Source organism: Cupriavidus sp. L7L (assembly GCF_004353535.1).
Lineage (GTDB): Bacteria > Pseudomonadota > Gammaproteobacteria > Burkholderiales > Burkholderiaceae > Cupriavidus > Cupriavidus oxalaticus_A.
Window position 1 is genome coordinate 40,681 of sequence record NZ_SMNY01000001.1, and the last position, 16,967, is coordinate 57,647.

A 16,967-nucleotide genomic window follows, 5' to 3' on the forward strand; every position below is an offset into this window, starting at 1 on the left:
CTCCGGTCCTCAGGCTTCGGCGCGCTCGCGCGGCTGCTTGTCGGCATAGACGCGCTCCTTGAACGGGGCGATGCCGATGCGGGACAGGGTTTCGATAAAGCGTTCGTCTTCGATGCGGTTGGCCACGAAGGTGTCGATGATGCGGGTCACGACCTCGGGCATTTCCTCGGCGCTGAACGACGGGCCGATCACCTTGCCCAGCGCGGTCTGGTTGCCCTGCGCGCCGCCCAGCGTGACCTGGTACCACTCCGAACCGTCCTTGTCGACGCCCAGCACGCCGATGTTGCCGACGTGGTGGTGGCCGCAGGCGTTGATGCAGCCCGAGATGTTCAGCGAGATCTCGCCCAGGTCGTAGACGTAGTCGAGGTCGTCGAAACGGTCCTGGATCGCCTGCGCGATGGGGATCGACTTGGCGTTGGCCAGCGAGCAGAAGTCGCCGCCCGGGCAGGCGATGATGTCGGTCAGCAGGCCGATGTTCGGCGTGGCCAGGCCAGCCTTCTTGGCCAGCTGCCACAGTGCGTACAGGTCCTGCTTCTTCACGTCCGGCAGCACCAGGTTCTGCTCGTGCGCCACGCGCAGCTCGCCGAAGCCGAACTGGTCGGCGAAGTCCGCCACGGCTTCCATCTGCGCGTCGGTGGCATCTCCCGGGGGCGAGGCCAGGCCCGGCTTGGTCGACAGCGTCACCGCGGCGTAGCCCGGCACCTTGTGGCCGTGCACGCTGCGGCTGACCCAGCGCGCGAACGCCTTGTCTTCCAGCAGGTGGTTTTCGTACGAGGCGTCGGTGTCGGCCAGCTTTTCATACGCGGGCGGCGTGAAGTACTGGGCCACGCGGTCGAACTCGACCTGCGTCAGCGTGGCCGGGCCGTCCTTGCTGTGCTGCCATTCTTCCTCGACTTCCTGCGCGAACTTCTCCACGCCGATGGCCTTCACCAGGATCTTGATGCGGGCCTTGTACTTGTTGTCGCGGCGGCCATAGCGGTTGTACACGCGGATGGCCGACTCGACGTAGGTCAGCATGTGCTGCCACGGCAGGTCTTCCTTGATCACCGAGCCCAGGATCGGGGTGCGGCCCAGGCCGCCACCGGCCAGGATGCGCAGGCGCGTTTCGCCGTCGGCATTCTTGTAGGCGTAGATGCCGATGTCATGCATCTGCACCACGGCGCGGTCATCCTTCGAGGCCGAGATCGCGATCTTGAACTTGCGCGGCAGGAAGGCGAATTCCGGCTGGAACGTGCTCCACTGGCGCAGCAGTTCGGCCAGCACGCGCGGGTCCACCGACTCGTCCGGCGCAACGCCGGCGAAGTGGTCGGTAGTGATGTTGCGCACGCAGTTGCCCGAGGTCTGGATGCCGTGCATCTCGACGCTGGCCAGCTCGGCCAGCACGTCGGGCACGCGCTCCAGCTCCATCCAGTTGTACTGGATGTTCTGGCGGGTGGAGAAGTGGCCATAGCCGCGGTCGTATTCGCGCGCGATGTGGGCCAGCTTGCGCAGCTGCGTCGACGACAGCAGGCCGTACGGGATCGCCACGCGCAGCATGTAGGCATGGCGCTGCATGTACAGGCCGTTCTGCAGGCGCAGCGGCAGGAATTCTTCCTCGGTCAGCTCGTCCGACAGGCGGCGGCGCACCTGGTCACGGAACTGGGCGACGCGCTCGTTGACGATGCGCTGGTCGTATTGGTCGTACTGATACATGGCGGGGTCCGTTCAGTATTCGTTGAATTCAGGAAACGAGCTTGATGGCGACCAGCGTCAGCGTGGTCGCCAGGGCGGCACGCACCAGCCGTTCGGGCAGCGCCCGCGACAGTTGCGCGCCCAGCCAGATGCCGGGGATCGAACCCACCAGCAGCGCCAGCAGCAAATTCCAGTTGACGGTGCCGAGCCACACGTGGCCCAGCCCGGCCAGCGCCGTCAGCGGGACGGCGTAGGCGATATCGGTGCCGGCGACTTCGGCCGGCTTCATATGGGGATACAGCAGCAGGATCAGCGTGGCGCCAACCGCGCCGGCGCCGATCGACGACACCGTCACAAGCACGCCGATGACCGCGCCGACCACGATGGTGGCGATGACCTGGGTGCGGCCGTGCAGCTGGAAGCGCGGGTTGCGCTCGAGCCAGGCCAGCATCTGCTTGCGGAACAGCAGCGACAATACGGTCAGCAGCACCGACACGCCGATGGTCACGCGGATCGCGTGCAGCCACTGGGCGTTGAGCTCGCCGGCGCTCTTGAGCACCAGGATCGCCACGACCGCCGCCGGCAGGCTGCCGATGCACAGGCGCCGCACTACCTGCCACTGCACATGGCCGTGGGCACGGTGCGCGATAGTGCCGAAACCCTTGGTGATGGCCGCGAAGGCCAGGTCGGTGCCGACAGCGGTCGCCGGCGAAAAGCCGAACAGCAGCGTCAGCAGCGGCGTCATCAACGAGCCCCCACCCACGCCGGTCAGACCGACGAGGACGCCTACAAACAGACCGGAAACGGTATAGGCCAGCGACATGAGGGACTCGGTGGGCCCTGGCCCGTGAGGCTCGCATCACAATCCGGGGGCTGCGAGCGGACGCACTGAGGGCAGGACGTTCATTAACAAAGTTCGAGAATCGTAATAAACTGGCCTCATACCTCAAACTAATAAGAAGTTGTTTGTTTATACGACCCGAGTTATATGAACCTGCACCAGTTTCGCTTCGTGCGCGAGGCCGTCCGGCAGAACTACAACCTGACCGAAGCCGCTAAAGCGCTCTACACGTCACAACCCGGCGTGTCCAAGGCCATCATCGAGCTGGAAGAAGAGCTGGGTGTCGATATCTTCACGCGCCATGGCAAGCGCATCCGCAGCCTGACCGAGCCCGGGCGGCGGATCCTGACCTCGGTCGAGAAGATCCTGCAGGAGGTCGAGAGCCTGAAGCGGGTCGGCATGGACTATGCCGCGCAGGACCAGGGCAACTTCACCATCGCCACCACCCATACCCAGGCGCGCTACGCGCTGCCGCGGGTGATCGGCGAGTTCACCAAGCGCTACCCCAAGGTGCGGCTGTCGATCCAGCAGGGCAACCCGGCGCAGATCGCCGACATGCTGCTGCATGACCAGGCCGATATCGGGATCGCCACGGAAGGCATCACCGACGACAAGAACCTGGTGTCGCTGCCGGGTTACCAGTGGACACATATGGTGATTACGCCACCCGATCATCCGCTGCTGGACAAGAAGCACCTGGCGCTGGAAGACCTGATGGACTACCCGCTGATCACCTACGATCCCAACTTTGCCGGCCGGCCCAAGATCGACAAGGCCTTCGAGCTGCGCCACCTGAAGCCGGACATCGTGCTCGAGGCGATCGACGCCGACGTGATCAAGACCTACGTGGAGATCGGCCTGGGCGTGGGCATCGTCGCCGGCGTGGCCTATGATGCCGAGCGCGACCGAAACCTGCGCGGGATTTCGGCCGGGCACCTGTTCGGCAGCAATGTGACGCACCTGGCGGTCAAGCAGGGGGCCTACCTGCGCAGCTTTGTCTACACCTTTATCGAGCTGTTCTCGCCGACGCTGAACCGCAAGCTGGTCGAACAGGCCATGTCGGGCGAGCACGAAGCCTACGAACTCTGAGCGCGGCAGCCCGCCGCCTCTCTATATAAGAAGCAGAACCCAATATGCATTCCCAATCCGTCACGCCGCGCCGGCCGGAGGCGCTGTGAGCAAACCCATGAGCGAACCCATGAGCGAAGCCACCAGCGAACTGCCCCGCATCCACTGGACCGAGGACGGCACCGAGCGCAGCGCCGCCTGGCGCTCCGAGGCCGGCAACCCGCCGCCGCGCCGCGTGGTGGTCGCCGACGACACCACCAGCGCCGACACCGCCTACCGGCTAGCCTGCGAGGGCACTGCCCTGCTGTGGCGCGGCGACTTCCAGAACGCGCGCCAGCTGCTCAACGCCATGGCGCGGCGCACCGAGCGCAAGCCCAAGAAGGCCAGCCGGCCAGGCCAGAAGGCCAAGGGCGCGCCCGGCTCCGCCACCGAGGCGTTTCACCTGCACCGGCTGGCGCAGTCGCAGCGCGCCCGCACGCTGGGCATGCTGCTGCTGCCGTTCGAGGCCGACCACAGCGTGCCGCTGCGCCGCGCGCCCGATGTCCGCGAAGCTTGCGAGCAGGTCTACGGTCCGGCGGGCGAGCCCTATGTGGCGTCGCTGCGAGAGCTGCTGGGCATGATCGGCGCCTATGAATGGCGCAGGAAAGGCGTGGAAATCCCGGCGCTGGAAGACCGCATCCATCCCTGGTACGGCGTGTTCTCGCCGGTGCGAGGCGAGTATGTCGACCTGGTCGCCGCCGAGCCGCTGCCGTCGAAGACGCTGGCCTTCGACATCGGCACCGGCACCGGCGTGCTGGCCGCGGTGCTGGCCCGGCGCGGCGTGCAGCGCGTCGTCGCCACCGACCAGGACCCGCGTGCGCTGGCCTGCGCACGCGAGAACATCGGCCAGCTCGGCTATGCCGGCGCCGTCGAGATCGTGCAGGCCGACCTGTTCCCGGAAGGCCGTGCGCCGCTGGTGGTGTGCAACCCGCCGTGGGTGCCGGCCCGGCCCAGCTCGCCGGTCGAGCGCGCCGTCTACGATCCGGACAGCGCCATGCTGCACGGCTTCCTCGATGGGCTGGCCGCCCACCTGGAACCCGGCGGCGAAGGCTGGCTCTTGCTATCGGACCTGGCGGAGCACCTGGGCCTGCGCCCGCGCGAGCAGCTCGAAGGCTGGATCGAGGCCGCCGGGCTGAAGGTGCTGGGCCGCTCCGATATCCGCCCGCGTCATCCGCGCGCCGCGGACCCCAGCGATCCGCTGCATGCGGCGCGCTCGGCCGAGGTGACTTCGCTGTGGCGCCTGGGCGTGCGCTGACGCGCGTGCCCTTGCAGGCGGAGTTCGGCTATCCTTCCCGTCACAAATAAGACTGGAGGAGACAAATGCCGAAGTTGCCCCGCCTGCTGCCCGCCATCGTACTTTCCACCCTGCTTGGCGCCAGCGCCGCCGCGCTGGCCGATATCCGCGTCGGCATCGACGTGTCCACCACCGGGCCGGCGGCCTCGATCGGCATCCCCTCCAAGAACACCGTGCTGATGTGGCCGCAGACGCTGGGCGGCCAGAAGGCGCACTACGTGATCCTGGACGACGGCTCCGACCCGGCCGCGGCGGTGCGCAATGTGCGCAAGCTGATTTCCGAGGAAAAGGTCGACGTGATCGTCGGCCCCAATATCACGCCGACTGCGCTGGCCGCGCTCGACGCCGTGTCCGAGGGCGAGACGCCGATGGTGGCGCTGGCCGCGTCGGCGTCGATCGTCGAGCCGCAGACCGACGCCAAGCGCCGCTGGGCCTTCAAGATGCCGCAGAACGACTCGCACATGGCGACCGTGCTGACGGAGTACATGAGCAACCACGGCATCAGGACGGTCGGCTTCATCGGCTTTGCCGATGCCTATGGCGAAAGCTGGTGGCGCGAGTTCTCCAGGCTGGCCGAAGTGCGCAAGATCAAGGTCGTCGCCAACGAGCGCTTCTCGCGCAACGATACTTCGGTGACCGGCCAGGTGCTCAAGCTGATGGCGGCAAACCCCGACGCCGTGCTGATCGCCGGCGCCGGCACGCCCTCGGTACTGCCGCAGAAGACGCTGGGCGAGCGCGGCTACAAGGGCAAGGTCTACCAGACCCACGGCATCGCCACCTGGGAATTCCTGCGCATGGGCGGCAAGGACGTGGAAGGCACGCTGTTCCCGACCGGCCCGGTCGTGGTCGCGCGCCAGCTGCCCGAGAACCACCCCGTGCGCAAGGTCGCGCTGGACTTCGTCAACCGCTACGAGGGCAAGTACGGCGCCGACAGCGTGACGCAGTTTGCCGGCGACGCCTGGGGCGCGTGGCTGCTGCTGGACGATGCCGCGCGCCGCGCGCTCAAGACCGGCGCCCAGCCCGGCACGCGCGAATTCCGCGCCGCCATGCGCGACGCGCTCGAATCCACCACCAATCTCACCATCCCCAACGGCGTGCTGAACCTGAACGCGAAAGACCACCAGGGCTTCGACCAGCGTTCGCGCGTGATGGGGGTGATCCGCAACGGCAAGTTCGCCTATGCGGGCGACAAGTAGCCCAGCGCCCGCCGAACCCGGCCTTCTGAAAGGAAGCATCGCATCATGACCACCACTTCCACTCCTTCCGTCACCGTTGCCTTCATCGGCCTGGGCGCCATGGGCTCGCACATGGTCCGCCACCTGCTGGCCGCCGGCCACACCGTGCGCGCCTTCGTGCGCCGCCCCGAGGCCGCCGAAGCGGCGCGCGCCATGGGTGCGGAGCCGTTATTCACGCCCGCCGAGGCCGCGCGCGGCGCCAGCGTCGTCTTCACCAACGTGACCTCGTCCGAAGACGTGCGCGAAGTGCTGCTGGGCGAGCAAGGCGTGATCCACGGCGCGGCCCCCGGCACGGTATGCGTCGACCACAGCACCATCTCGCCGGTGGTCACGCGCGAGATCGCCGCGGCACTGGCCGAGCGCGGCCTCGAGGCGCTCGACTGCCCGGTCTCCGGCGGCACCATGGCCGCCGCGTCCGGCAAGCTGACCATCATGGTCGGCGGCAAGCTCGAGGTTCTGGAACGCGTGCTGCCGCTGCTGGAGCTGCTGGGCACGACCATCACGCATATCGGCGACAACGGCGCCGGCCAGGTCGCCAAGCTGTGCAACCAGATCGCGCAGGTGGTCAATATCGAAGGCATCGCCGAAGCCATGCGCTTTGCCTCGGCGCAGAACGTCGATACCGGCCGCGTGCTGCAGGCCATGTCGACGGGCATGGCGGGCAGCCGCATGCTCGACCTGATGGGGCCCAAGATGGTGTCGCGCAATTTCGCCGCCGGCATCGAGGCGCGGCTGCACGACAAGGACTTCGGGCTGGCGCGCGCTATCGCCGAGGAAATCGGCCTGGACCTGCCGGCGATGCAGGCCACCTCGGCGCAGCTGCGCACGCTGATGGCCAACGGCTGGGGCAAGGACGATACCTCGTCGCTGCTGCGCGTGCTGGAGGGCTGAGGGCCGCTCAGGTGCCTGCTCAGGTGCCTGCTCAGGTGCCTGTCAGGCGCAGGACGGCGCGTACCAGCGCGCTGTCGGCATCATTGAAGCCGTCGAGCACATTGAAGTGATGGCAGCCCGGCAGCACGAGATCGCTCGCTGCCGGACTGCCGACATTGGCGGGCCACGCCGCCCGCATCAGCGCATGCTGGCGGTGGTATTCGGCCGCTTCCAGCTCGCCCACGGCGAGCGCCAGCGGCGCGGCGGTGGCTGGCGCCATGTACGCCGGCGACAACCGCACCACATCGTCTTCCGATAGCCGCAGGTCGCATTGCAGGAACGCGGCGCGGCGCAGCGGCTCCATGTCGTACAGCCCGCTGACCGAGAGCCCGCCCCGGACCAGGTCCGCGGGCAGGTCTGGCGCCAATTGCGGCCAGCGTGCCGCCATCAGCATCGCCACCAGGTGGCCGCCGACGGAATGCCCGGCGGCGAACAGCCGCTGCGGGTCATGCCCCAGCACGCCGGATTGCCGGTACAGCCACGTCACGCTGCGCAGCACCTGCCGCACGATGTCCGGCACCGTCACCGACGGCACCAGCGAATAATTGACCACGGCCACCGACACGCCGAGCGCCGGCAGCACGCTGGCGACGAAACTGTGGTCGCGCTTGTCGAGCGCGCGGTAGTAGCCGCCGTGGACGAACACCAGCAGCGGCGGCGCCGCGCCGTCATCCGCCGGCGCCGTCGCCGGGAAATAGTCCAGCGTCTGATCCTGCGGATGCCGCGAGCCTGCATCGGCATAGCCCAGGTCCGCGATAAAGCCACCGCGCTCGCGCACCCGCGCCGACCATTCACCCCAGCGCGCCATATGCGCCGGGTTGTCCGGCACATTGGCTCGGTTGTTGTATTCGCGGTCGTAGAAGACGGGGTCCTGCGAGGGCAGGCTGGCGAGGCTCGCCAGCGAGGCTTGGTCGGTCATGGCGGTCGGTGGGTGCGGGGTCGGGACTGGTTTGGCGCGGCGTCGGTGATGCACGCGGTGACGGCGATGCTAACCGCAATCGCCATGCACAAGTTATCGGGGCCATTACCATCGCCACGGCGGCCGGTTGTCGGCCGGGGGGAATTGCGGCATAATCGCCGGCTCAGCCCGGCATCGGTTCCGATGCCGTCACACCTGCCCGGGTGGTGAAACAGGTAGACGCAGGGGACTCAAAATCCCCCGCCGCAAGGCGTGTCGGTTCGAGTCCGACCCCGGGCACCACATTTCCCTCCAAAGCAATCAGTCGTCCACATGATGGGCGGCCCGGGGCTCATGCTCAAACCTCGATTTCGTCGAGCTTGTGCGTTTTCAGCCAATCGCGAACCAATACGTTGAGCCGTGTTTGCCAACGTGGCCCGCTCGCCTTCAGGGCTTCCAGGACATCGTCATCGAGACGCACCGTGGTGGCTGTCTTCGTGGTACCGCGCGGACGGCCGCGCCCTCGCTTGACGAGCTTGTCAGACAACAGTGTTTTTGTACGTACGAAATTAGCTCTGCATCACCAGCCAATCACGTCACTTATACCCGCGACTCCTTTCGGCTAAAGCCTTGAAAGGTGTCGGACAGCGCCCACTGGTGCCCCTGCGCCTGGCTTCCTATCCTATGGCATTGCCATCCCGTCAACAGGAGCCACCATGAACCGACCGACCCTACCCGCCCTCGCCTGCGCCGCCCTGCTCGCCGGCTGCGCCGGCGCAAATGTGGAAAACCTGACCCAGGCAGGCGGCAGCCTGTTCACCGCGGCCACGCTGTCGGACACCAACGTCAAGACGCTGTCCGACCAGTCGTGCGCGGAAATGGACCAGAAGAACACCATTGCCCCGCCCGACAGCACCTACGCCAGGCGGCTCGCGAATGTGATGAACGGGCTTGGCAATACCGGGCTGCCGCTCAATGCCAAGGTCTACGTGACCAAGGACATCAACGCATGGGCCATGGCCAATGGATGCGTGCGCGTGTACAGCGGGCTGATGGACTTCCTCAGCGACGACGAGGTGCGCGGCGTGGTCGGACACGAGATCGGCCATGTGGCGCTGGGCCATACCAAGGCGGCGATGCAGGTGGCCTACTCCACCGCCGCTGCGCGCGGCCTGCTGGGATCTACCGGCATTGCTTCGCTGACCGCGCTGTCGTCCTCACAGATCGGTGATCTGGCGGAGACGTTCGTCAATGCACAGTTCTCGCAGCGCCAGGAAACCGCTGCGGACGACTACTCCTTCAACTTACTGACCAAGAACGGCGCAAACCGGCAGGCGCTGGCGTCGGCGTTCCGCAAGATGTCGCAGCTTGACGGCGGGAAGTCGAGCATGCTCAGCACGCACCCCGGCTCGCTGGAGCGCGCCAAGCATATCGAAGATCGCCTGGCCGGCGGGCGCTGAGCGCGCCGCCTGACGCGCCCCGCCTGGCGCCTTACCGCGATTCGACGAACGCGAGCACCGTGGCCAGCATGCCTTGCAGCGCCGGCTGCAGCGCCGCCGACCGCGCCTCGTCGTAGGCGAACGGGTATGTCTCGCTCATATACGCACACTGCGACAGCTCGAGCTGCACCGCGTGCACGCCATCCTGCGGCTTGCCGTACTGGCGCGTGATATAGCCGCCCTTGAAGCGCCCGTTGAGCACCGCGGTATGGCCGGGCACCGCGCTCGCCAGCTCGAGCAGCTGGTTCGCGAGCCCCGCGTCGCAGCTCTCGCCGTTGGCCGTGCCGAGGTTGAAATCCGGCAGCTTGCCTTCGAAGAAGCGCGGCAGCAACGAGCGGATCGAATGCGCGTCCCACAGGGCGACGGTGCCGTGCTCGGCCTTCAGGCGCGCCAGTTCCGCCGCCAGCGCTTCATGGTATGGGCGCCAGATCGCGTCGCGGCGTGCGGCGATTTCCGCATCGTCGGGGCCGTTGCTGCCATCGGCATAAAGCGCCGTCTTGTCAAAGGTGTCGACCGGGCACAGGCCGGTGGTGTCCTGGCCGGGATACAAGTTGGCATTGTCGGGCGGGCGGTTCAGGTCGACCACATAGCGCGAATGCGTGGCAACCAGCACCGAGGCGCCCAGCTCGCGGGCAAAGCCGTAGAGGCGTTCCAGGTGCCAGTCGGTATCGGGCACGGTGCGCGCCTCGGCGGTAAGGCGCTGAGAGACCGAAGCCGGCAGGTGCGTGCCGACGTGCGGCATCGATACCAGCAGCGGGCGCGTGCCGCGATGCAGGGTGAAGGCGGGGGTATCGGTGGAGAAGGACATGTTCTTTGCAATGCGTTGGGCGGTGCCCGTATTTGTCGCGTACTAGTAGCGTACTTGTCGCGTATCAGTCGGCCAGCAGGCTGGCGCGGGCGGCGATGAACTGCCGGGCCGCTTCGGACTGCAGCGCATGCGCGCCATGCTGCACGCGGCTGCGGCCGGCGGTGCGGACCTCCGCTAGTGTCTCATGACCGTGGTTCGCAAACACGTGGGTGGCCAGCGCCTGGGCGCCCTCGAGGCCGGCCAGCGTCGGATGCGCACCGTCCAGCACCACGAAGTCCGCCTGCTGGCCAGGCGCCAGCCCGGCCACGCCGCGGCCACTGGCGCGTGCGCCACCCGCCACGGCTTCCAGATAGAGGCGGTCGGCCACCTGCAGGTGGGTATCCGAGGCCAGCACGTTGCGCTGCTGCAGGCCCAGCCGCTGGCCGTATTCGAACAGGCGCAGTTCCTCGGCCACGCTGACGCTGGCATGGCTGTCCGAGCCGATGCCCCACGCGCCGTGCTGCGCGAGGTAAGGCGCCGCCTCGAACACGCCATCGCCGAGGTTCGCTTCGGTGGTCGCGCAGATGCCGGCCACGGCGCCGCTATGCGCGAGGCGCCGGCGCTCGTCCCAGTCCATGTGCGTGGCGTGCACGAGGCACCAGCGCGCGTCGACGTCGACATGATCGAACAGCCATGTCACCGGGCGCGTGCCGGACCACGCGATGCAGTCGTCGACTTCGCGCTGCTGCTCGGCGATATGGATATGGACCGGCGCCTGCGCGTCGATCGCCTTCAGCCCCGCCAGCGCATGCAGCAGGCTGTCTTCGGGCACAGCGCGCAGCGAATGCGGCGCCAGGCCGAGACGCGCGCCGGCCTGCGCGCACACGGGCGACAGCCGCTCCAGCAGGCGCAGCATGGCGTCGGTGTTGTGCAGGAAGCGGCGCTGTTCGGCGAGCGGCGGCTTGCCGCCGAAGCCGGCGGTCTGGTACAGCACCGGCAGCAGCGTCATGCCGATGCCGGTGCGCTGCGCCGCGCGCAGCAGCCGCAGCGACATCTCGGCGGCATCGGCGTAGGGCTTGCCGTCGGCGTCGTGGTGGACGTAGTGGAACTCGCACACGCTGGTATAGCCTGCACGCAGCATCTCGATGTAGAGCTGGGTGGCGATGGCTTCCAGCGTGTCGGGCGAGATCCGCTGCGCGAAGCGGTACATCAGCGTGCGCCAGCTCCAGAACGAATCGGCGCCGGCGGGATTGTCGCCCTGCGGGCGGCTGCGGTATTCGGTCAGGCCGGCAAAGCCACGCTGGAATGCGTGCGAATGCAGGTTGGGCATGCCCGGCAGCACCGGGCCCGCGGCGCGCTGCACGCCGGCATTTGCGGCGGCACCGGCCTGCACGGTGGTCAGGCGGCCCTGCTCGTCCCAGGCGAGCAGCACATCGCGCGCCCAGCCTTCGGGCAGCAGGGCCCAGTCTGCGAACAGCTGCGATGCGCTCATGGCTGTGCCTCCGCTTGCGCCGGATATACGCGCCCTTGCCGCACGACCGTCAAGGCGGGATTGCGGCCGAACCAGTACGCCAGCTCCGCCGGCGAATCGACGCGCCAGAGCACGAAGTCAGCCCCTCGCCCCGCTTCCAGCTTGCCGTGGCGCTCCGGTGCACCCAGCGCGCGCGCCGCATGCACGGTCACGCCGGCCAGCGCTTCGGGCACCGTCAGGCGGAACAGCGTGCAGGCCATATTCATCATCAGCAGCAGCGACGTCACCGGCGACGTGCCGGGGTTGTGGTCGGTCGAGATCGCCATCGGCACGCCGTATTGGCGCAACAGCGCGATCGGCGGCAGGTTGGTGTCGCGCAGGAAATAGTAGGCGCCGGGCAGCAGCACTGCGACCGTGCCGGCTTCCGCCATCGCGGCGACACCGGCCTCGTCGAGATGCTCGAGATGGTCCGCCGACAGTGCGCGATGGCGTGCGGCCAGCGCCGCGCCGCCGAGATTGCTGAGCTGCTCGGCGTGCAGCTTGACGCGCAGGCCGTGGCGCGCAGCGGCATCGAAAACGCGTTCGGTCTGCGCGATCGAGAAGCCGATCGATTCGCAGAAGGCATCGACGGCGTCGACCAGCCCTTCTTCGGCCAGCGCCGGCAGCATGCTGCCGCACACCAGGTCGATGTAGTCGTCGGCGCGCCCCGCGTACTCGGGCGGCAGCGCGTGCGCGCCGAGGAAGGTGGTGCGCACCGCGACGCCGAACTGCTCGCCCAGGCGACGCGCCACGCGCAGCTGCTTGCGCTCGGCTTCCAGGCTGAGGCCATAGCCGGACTTGATCTCGATGGCGGTCACGCCTTCGGCGAGCAACGGTTGCAGGCGCGCGGCGGCCTGCGCGAACAGCGTATCTTCGTCGGCGGCGCGGGTGGCGCGCACGGTCGAGACGATGCCGCCGCCGGCGCGCGCGATTTCTTCATAGCCGGCACCGGCGAGCCGCATCGCGAACTCGTCGGCGCGCTGGCCGCCGTAGACCAGGTGCGTGTGGCAATCGACCAGTCCCGGCGTGATCCACGCGCTGTTGGCGTCGTGGCGCGGCAGGTCGCGGTAGGACTGCGGCAATTCTGCCGCGGCGCCAAGCCAGGCAATGCGGCCTTGCTCGACCACGAGCGCGGCATCGCGGATGGCGCGCGCCGGGTCGGCGTCGGGCAACAGGTGGCAGTTGTGCCAGACACCGTCGGCGCTGGCAGCATTGGCTGCACTGGCGGTGCCAGGTACGGAAGGCAGCGTCATTGATCGGACTCCATTTCCAGCGTGACACACAGGCACAGCGCGTCGCCGGCGCCTGGCGCGAAGGCTTGCCGGCCAGCGGGTTCGCCGGCGGGATACAGCACGCCCTGCCCCGCGTCCAGCGCTACGGCCGTCTGCGCGTCCTGCGCCAGCCAGGTGCCGGACACGGCAAGCAGGCAAACGGTATCGGCGCCGGTGCTGATGGCAAACCCCTGGCGAAAGGCGTCGACGCGCGCGCGGCAGCGGCCACGCCGCGTCATCACGTTGAAGTCGCGCGTGGCGCCATCGAGCAGCGCAGCCTGCAGGCCGGTGTCGCCCGAGAATGCAAAGGGCGCGCCCGGCTGGACCATCCGATGGTTAAAGCTGCCATCGTCGGCGCGCAGCATCACGCCGGCGCCGTCGAGCAGCACGATCTGCCGATCGATGCCGGGAAAGGCAGAGAACGGGCCATCGGATTCGATATCGGCCACGCTCAGGCGCCACACGAAGTCATCCATGCCGGCACCCGGCGGCCACACCGCGATCTCGCGCGTGTTGCCGCCGCCATTCTTCCAGCGCGTCGGGTCGATGGCCGCGAGCGTGAACGTCCTCATACGCCCTTCACCATCGGCAGGTTCAGGCCCTTTTCCTGCGCGCATGCGATGGCGATGTCGTATCCCGCATCGGCATGGCGCATCACGCCGGTGGCCGGGTCGTTCCACAGCACGCGCTCGATGCGTTTGGCTGCTGCATCGGTGCCATCGCAGACGATCACCACGCCGGAGTGTTGCGAGAAACCCATGCCCACGCCACCTCCATGGTGCAGGCTGACCCAGGTGGCGCCGCCGGCGGTATTGAGCAGCGCGTTCAGCAGCGGCCAGTCGGACACGGCGTCGGAACCGTCGCGCATCGCTTCGGTCTCGCGGTTGGGCGACGCCACCGAGCCGCAGTCCAGATGGTCGCGGCCGATCACCACCGGCGCCTTCAGCTCGCCGGACTTCACCATCTCGTTGAAGGCCAGGCCGGCGCGGTGGCGCTCGTCCAGGCCAACCCAGCAGATACGCGCCGGCAGGCCCTGGAAGGCGATGCGGTCGTGCGCCATGTCGAGCCAGCGGTGCAGGTGCTTGTCCTCGGGGAACAGCTCCTTCATCTTGGCGTCGGTCTTGTAGATATCCTCGGGATCGCCCGACAGCGCGACCCAGCGGAACGGGCCCTTGCCGCGGCAGAACAGCGGGCGGATATAGGCCGGCACGAAGCCCGGGAAATCGAAGGCATTGTGCACGCCCTCATCGAACGCCACCTGGCGGATGTTGTTGCCGTAGTCGACCGTCGGCACGCCCATCTTCTGGAAGTCGAGCATGGCCTGCACGTGCTTGACAATCGACGGGCGCGCGGCGGCTTCCACCGACTTGGGATCGCGCTTGCGTGCGTCTTCCCACTGCTCGACCGTCCAGCCTTGCGGCAGGTAGCCGTTGACCAGGTCGTGCGCCGAGGTCTGGTCGGTAACGATATGCGGACGCATGCCGCCGGCCTGCGCCCGTTTGGCCAGTTCCGGCACGATGTCGGCGGCGTTGCCGAGCAGGCCGACCGAGATGGCTTCTTTCTTTGCCGTGGCCTCGGCGATCATCGCCAGCGCCTCGTCCAGCGTGGTGGCCTTCTTGTCGAGGTAGCGCGTGCGGATGCGGAAGTCGATGCGCGATTCCTGGCACTCGATCGCCAGCACGCAGGCACCCGCCAGCACGCCGGCCAGCGGCTGCGCGCCGCCCATGCCGCCCAGGCCCGCGGTCAGGATCCACTTGCCCGACAGGTCGCCGTCGTAGTGCTGGCGGCCGGCTTCGACAAAGGTCTCATACGTTCCCTGCACGATGCCCTGCGTGCCGATGTAGATCCACGAGCCCGCGGTCATCTGGCCATACATCATCAGGCCGGCGCGGTCCAGTTCATTGAACTTGTCCCAGGTGGCCCAGTGCGGCACCAGGTTGGAGTTGGCGATCAGCACGCGCGGCGCGTCGGGGTGCGTGCGGAACACGCCGACCGGTTTGCCCGACTGCACCAGCAGCGATTCGTCCTCGCCCAGGCGGCGCAGGCTGTCGAGGATGGCGTCAAAGCATTCCCAGTTGCGCGCGGCCTTGCCGATGCCGCCGTACACCACCAGGTCCTGCGGGCGCTCGGCCACGTCGGGGTCCAGGTTGTTCTGGATCATGCGGTAGGCAGCTTCGATCAGCCAGTTCTTGCAGTGCAGCTGGGTGCCATGCGGGGCGCGGATTTCGCGCTGGCCGCGCTGGATGAATTGGCTTTCGTTGGCGTTCATGTGCTTGTTCTCCTTCGTTGGCGCTTGTGACGCGCTCCAATCAACCAGCGTTGGTCGGCAAGATTTCCCGAACCGCCTGCGGCCACCCCGCCCCCGCATCCCCCTGCACCACCCACTGCTTCATCGCTTCGATATCCGGCGCCAGGTAGCGGTCGCCTTCCACAAAATCCACCCGCGCACGGATACGTGCCAGTTCCTGCTCCACCAGCGGCGATGACTTCAACGGGCGGTGGAACTCGATACCCTGCGCCGCTGCCATCGCCTCGATGCCGACCACTACCGCGGTGTTGGCCGCCATGTCGCCCAGCCGGCGCGCGCCGTAGGTGGCCATCGACACATGGTCCTCCTGGTTGGCCGAGGTCGGCAGGCTGTCCACGCTGGACGGATGCGCCAGCGACTTGTTCTCCGAGGCCAGCGCGGCCGCGGTCACCTGCGCGATCATGAAGCCCGAGTTCAGGCCGCCGTCGCGCACCAGGAACGGCGGCAGGCCCGACAGGCCGGTATCGAGCAGCAGCGCCAGCCGGCGCTCGGAAATCGCACCGATCTCGGCGATCGCCAGCGCAATGATGTCGGCGGCAAAGGCCACCGGCTCGGCGTGGAAGTTGCCGCCGGAGACCACGTCGCCCTGCTCGGAAAACACCAGCGGGTTGTCCGACGCGGCATTGGCCTCGATCTGCAGGATGCGCGCGGCGTGCTGCAGGTTGTCCAGGCAGGCGCCCATCACCTGCGGCTGGCAACGGATCGAATACGGGTCCTGCACGCGGCCGCAGGTTTTGTGCGAATCGACGATCTCGCTGCCATCCAGCATCGCGCGCACGGCGCCGGCCACGGCGATCTGGCCGGCCTGGCCGCGGGCTTCATGGATGCGGGCGTCGAACGGCTTGACCGAGCCCTTGATCGCTTCCAGCGACAGGGCGCCCGCCACCAGGCCGGCGGCAAAGGTGTCTTCGGCGGCAAACAAGCCGGCCAGTGCCAGCGCGGTCGACACCTGCGTGCCGTTGAGCAGCGCCAGGCCTTCCTTCGGGCCCAGCTCGAACGCCTTCAGGCCGGCACGGGCCAGGCCCTCGGCTGCCGGCACGCGCTTGCCGTCGACCAGCACGTCGCCCACGCCGATCAGCGTGCACGACATATGCGCCAGCGGCGCCAGGTCGCCCGAGGCACCGACCGAACCCTTGGCCGGGATGCACGGCGTCACGCCGTGGTTGACCAGCGCCAGCAATGCCTCGATCAATTCCGGACGCACGCCGGAATGGCCGCGCGCCAGGCTGACCGCCTTGGTGGCCAGGATCAGGCGCACCGTATCCTCGGCCAGGTCCGGGCCGGTGCCGACGCTGTGCGACAGCACCAGGTTGCGCTGCAGCTGCGCCAGCTTGTCGTTGGGGATACGGGTCTGCGCCAGCTTGCCGAAGCCGGTATTGATGCCGTAGACCACGGCGTCGGCGTCGATGATGTCCTGCACGGTGGCCTGCGCGGCGCGCACGCCGGGCCAGGCGGAATCGGCCATGGCCACGCGCACTTCGCCGCGGTAGATGCGGCGCAGGTCGGCCAGGGTGACTTGGCCCGGCTGCAAGGTCAGCAGCGGGCGGGAGGCTTGGTCGTGTTGGCTCGCAGTCATTTGTATGTTCCTGTCTATACAGCTTAGGCTAAAAATTGAA

The 16,967-nt window shown here is 67.9% G+C and carries 15 protein-coding genes and 1 tRNA gene; 6 read left to right on the forward strand and 10 right to left on the reverse strand.

The features are described from left to right. Nucleotides 1-9 precede the first annotated feature (9 nt). Nucleotides 10-1,692 (reverse strand): nitrite/sulfite reductase, encoded by a 1,683-nt coding sequence (locus tag E1J61_RS00210; protein ID WP_133092188.1) that lies wholly within the window; start codon nt 1,690-1,692, stop codon nt 10-12. Nucleotides 1,693-1,720: 28 nt separating this feature from the next. Beyond that, nucleotides 1,721-2,494: a sulfite exporter TauE/SafE family protein gene (locus tag E1J61_RS00215; protein WP_133092189.1), complete on the reverse strand. Its 774-nt coding sequence runs from the start codon at nt 2,492-2,494 to the stop codon at nt 1,721-1,723. Between the two features lie 165 nt (nt 2,495-2,659). On the opposite strand from E1J61_RS00215, the gene E1J61_RS00220 reads away from it, so the two are divergent. The 4 genes from E1J61_RS00220 (at nt 2,660) to E1J61_RS00235 (ending at nt 7,039) form a co-directional block, all read left to right on the forward strand. Beyond that, nucleotides 2,660-3,601: a CysB family HTH-type transcriptional regulator gene (locus tag E1J61_RS00220; RefSeq protein WP_133092190.1), complete on the forward strand. Its 942-nt coding sequence runs from the start codon at nt 2,660-2,662 to the stop codon at nt 3,599-3,601. Between the two features lie 109 nt (nt 3,602-3,710). After that, nucleotides 3,711-4,874: a class I SAM-dependent methyltransferase gene (locus E1J61_RS00225; RefSeq protein WP_133092191.1), complete on the forward strand. Its 1,164-nt coding sequence runs from the start codon at nt 3,711-3,713 to the stop codon at nt 4,872-4,874. Nucleotides 4,875-4,939: 65 nt separating this feature from the next. Beyond that, nucleotides 4,940-6,109, forward strand: coding sequence for an ABC transporter substrate-binding protein (locus tag E1J61_RS00230; RefSeq protein WP_133092192.1), 1,170 nt, complete (start codon nt 4,940-4,942; stop codon nt 6,107-6,109). 45 nt (nt 6,110-6,154) lie between these two features. Beyond that, the gene (locus E1J61_RS00235; RefSeq protein WP_133092193.1) at nt 6,155-7,039 is read left to right on the forward strand and encodes an NAD(P)-dependent oxidoreductase; all 885 of its coding nucleotides are present in this window, start codon (nt 6,155-6,157) and stop codon (nt 7,037-7,039) included. Between the two features lie 31 nt (nt 7,040-7,070). On the opposite strand, the gene E1J61_RS00240 is transcribed toward E1J61_RS00235, so the two are convergent. After that, entirely contained in the window at nt 7,071-7,997 is a 927-nt protein-coding gene (locus E1J61_RS00240) for an alpha/beta hydrolase (protein WP_133092194.1), read from the reverse strand. 197 nt (nt 7,998-8,194) lie between these two features. Between E1J61_RS00240 and E1J61_RS00245 the strand changes: the two genes are divergently transcribed. Further along, a tRNA-Leu gene (locus E1J61_RS00245) sits at nt 8,195-8,279 on the forward strand. A 55-nt stretch (nt 8,280-8,334) separates the two neighbouring features. Here the strand turns inward: E1J61_RS00245 and E1J61_RS00250 are convergent. Further along, on the reverse strand, nt 8,335-8,523 hold the full coding sequence (locus E1J61_RS00250; RefSeq protein ID WP_240745897.1) for a BrnA antitoxin family protein: 189 nt from the start codon (nt 8,521-8,523) through the stop codon (nt 8,335-8,337). Between the two features lie 169 nt (nt 8,524-8,692). Here E1J61_RS00250 and E1J61_RS00255 point away from each other — a divergent pair, with 169 nt between their 5' ends. Beyond that, nucleotides 8,693-9,436, forward strand: coding sequence for a M48 family metallopeptidase (locus E1J61_RS00255; RefSeq protein WP_133092196.1), 744 nt, complete (start codon nt 8,693-8,695; stop codon nt 9,434-9,436). Nucleotides 9,437-9,467: 31 nt separating this feature from the next. Here E1J61_RS00255 and hutG read toward each other — a convergent pair whose 3' ends face one another. The 6 genes from hutG to hutH form a co-directional block, all read right to left on the reverse strand. Further along, a complete protein-coding gene (gene hutG / locus E1J61_RS00260; RefSeq protein WP_133092197.1) occupies nt 9,468-10,283 on the reverse strand; it encodes an N-formylglutamate deformylase in 816 nt (271 codons plus the stop codon). A gap of 64 nt (nt 10,284-10,347) precedes the next feature. After that, nucleotides 10,348-11,754 carry a formimidoylglutamate deiminase gene (locus E1J61_RS00265; RefSeq protein WP_133092198.1) on the reverse strand — a complete coding sequence of 469 codons (1,407 nt, stop codon included), beginning with the start codon at nt 11,752-11,754 and terminating at the stop codon, nt 10,348-10,350. Continuing rightward, complete coding sequence (gene hutI, locus E1J61_RS00270) at nt 11,751-13,025, reverse strand: imidazolonepropionase (RefSeq protein WP_133092199.1); 1,275 nt, start codon at nt 13,023-13,025, stop codon at nt 11,751-11,753. The genes E1J61_RS00265 and hutI overlap by 4 nt, the downstream gene beginning before the upstream one ends. After that, complete coding sequence (locus tag E1J61_RS00275; RefSeq protein WP_133092200.1) at nt 13,022-13,615, reverse strand: HutD family protein; 594 nt, start codon at nt 13,613-13,615, stop codon at nt 13,022-13,024. The genes hutI and E1J61_RS00275 overlap by 4 nt, the downstream gene beginning before the upstream one ends. Next, the gene (gene hutU / locus E1J61_RS00280; RefSeq protein WP_133092201.1) at nt 13,612-15,312 is read right to left on the reverse strand and encodes a urocanate hydratase; all 1,701 of its coding nucleotides are present in this window, start codon (nt 15,310-15,312) and stop codon (nt 13,612-13,614) included. Before hutU ends, E1J61_RS00275 begins: the two co-directional genes overlap by 4 nt. Before the next feature lie 40 nt (nt 15,313-15,352). Then, nucleotides 15,353-16,927: a histidine ammonia-lyase gene (gene hutH, locus E1J61_RS00285; RefSeq protein ID WP_133092202.1), complete on the reverse strand. Its 1,575-nt coding sequence runs from the start codon at nt 16,925-16,927 to the stop codon at nt 15,353-15,355. Between the last annotated feature and the right edge of the window lie 40 nt (nt 16,928-16,967).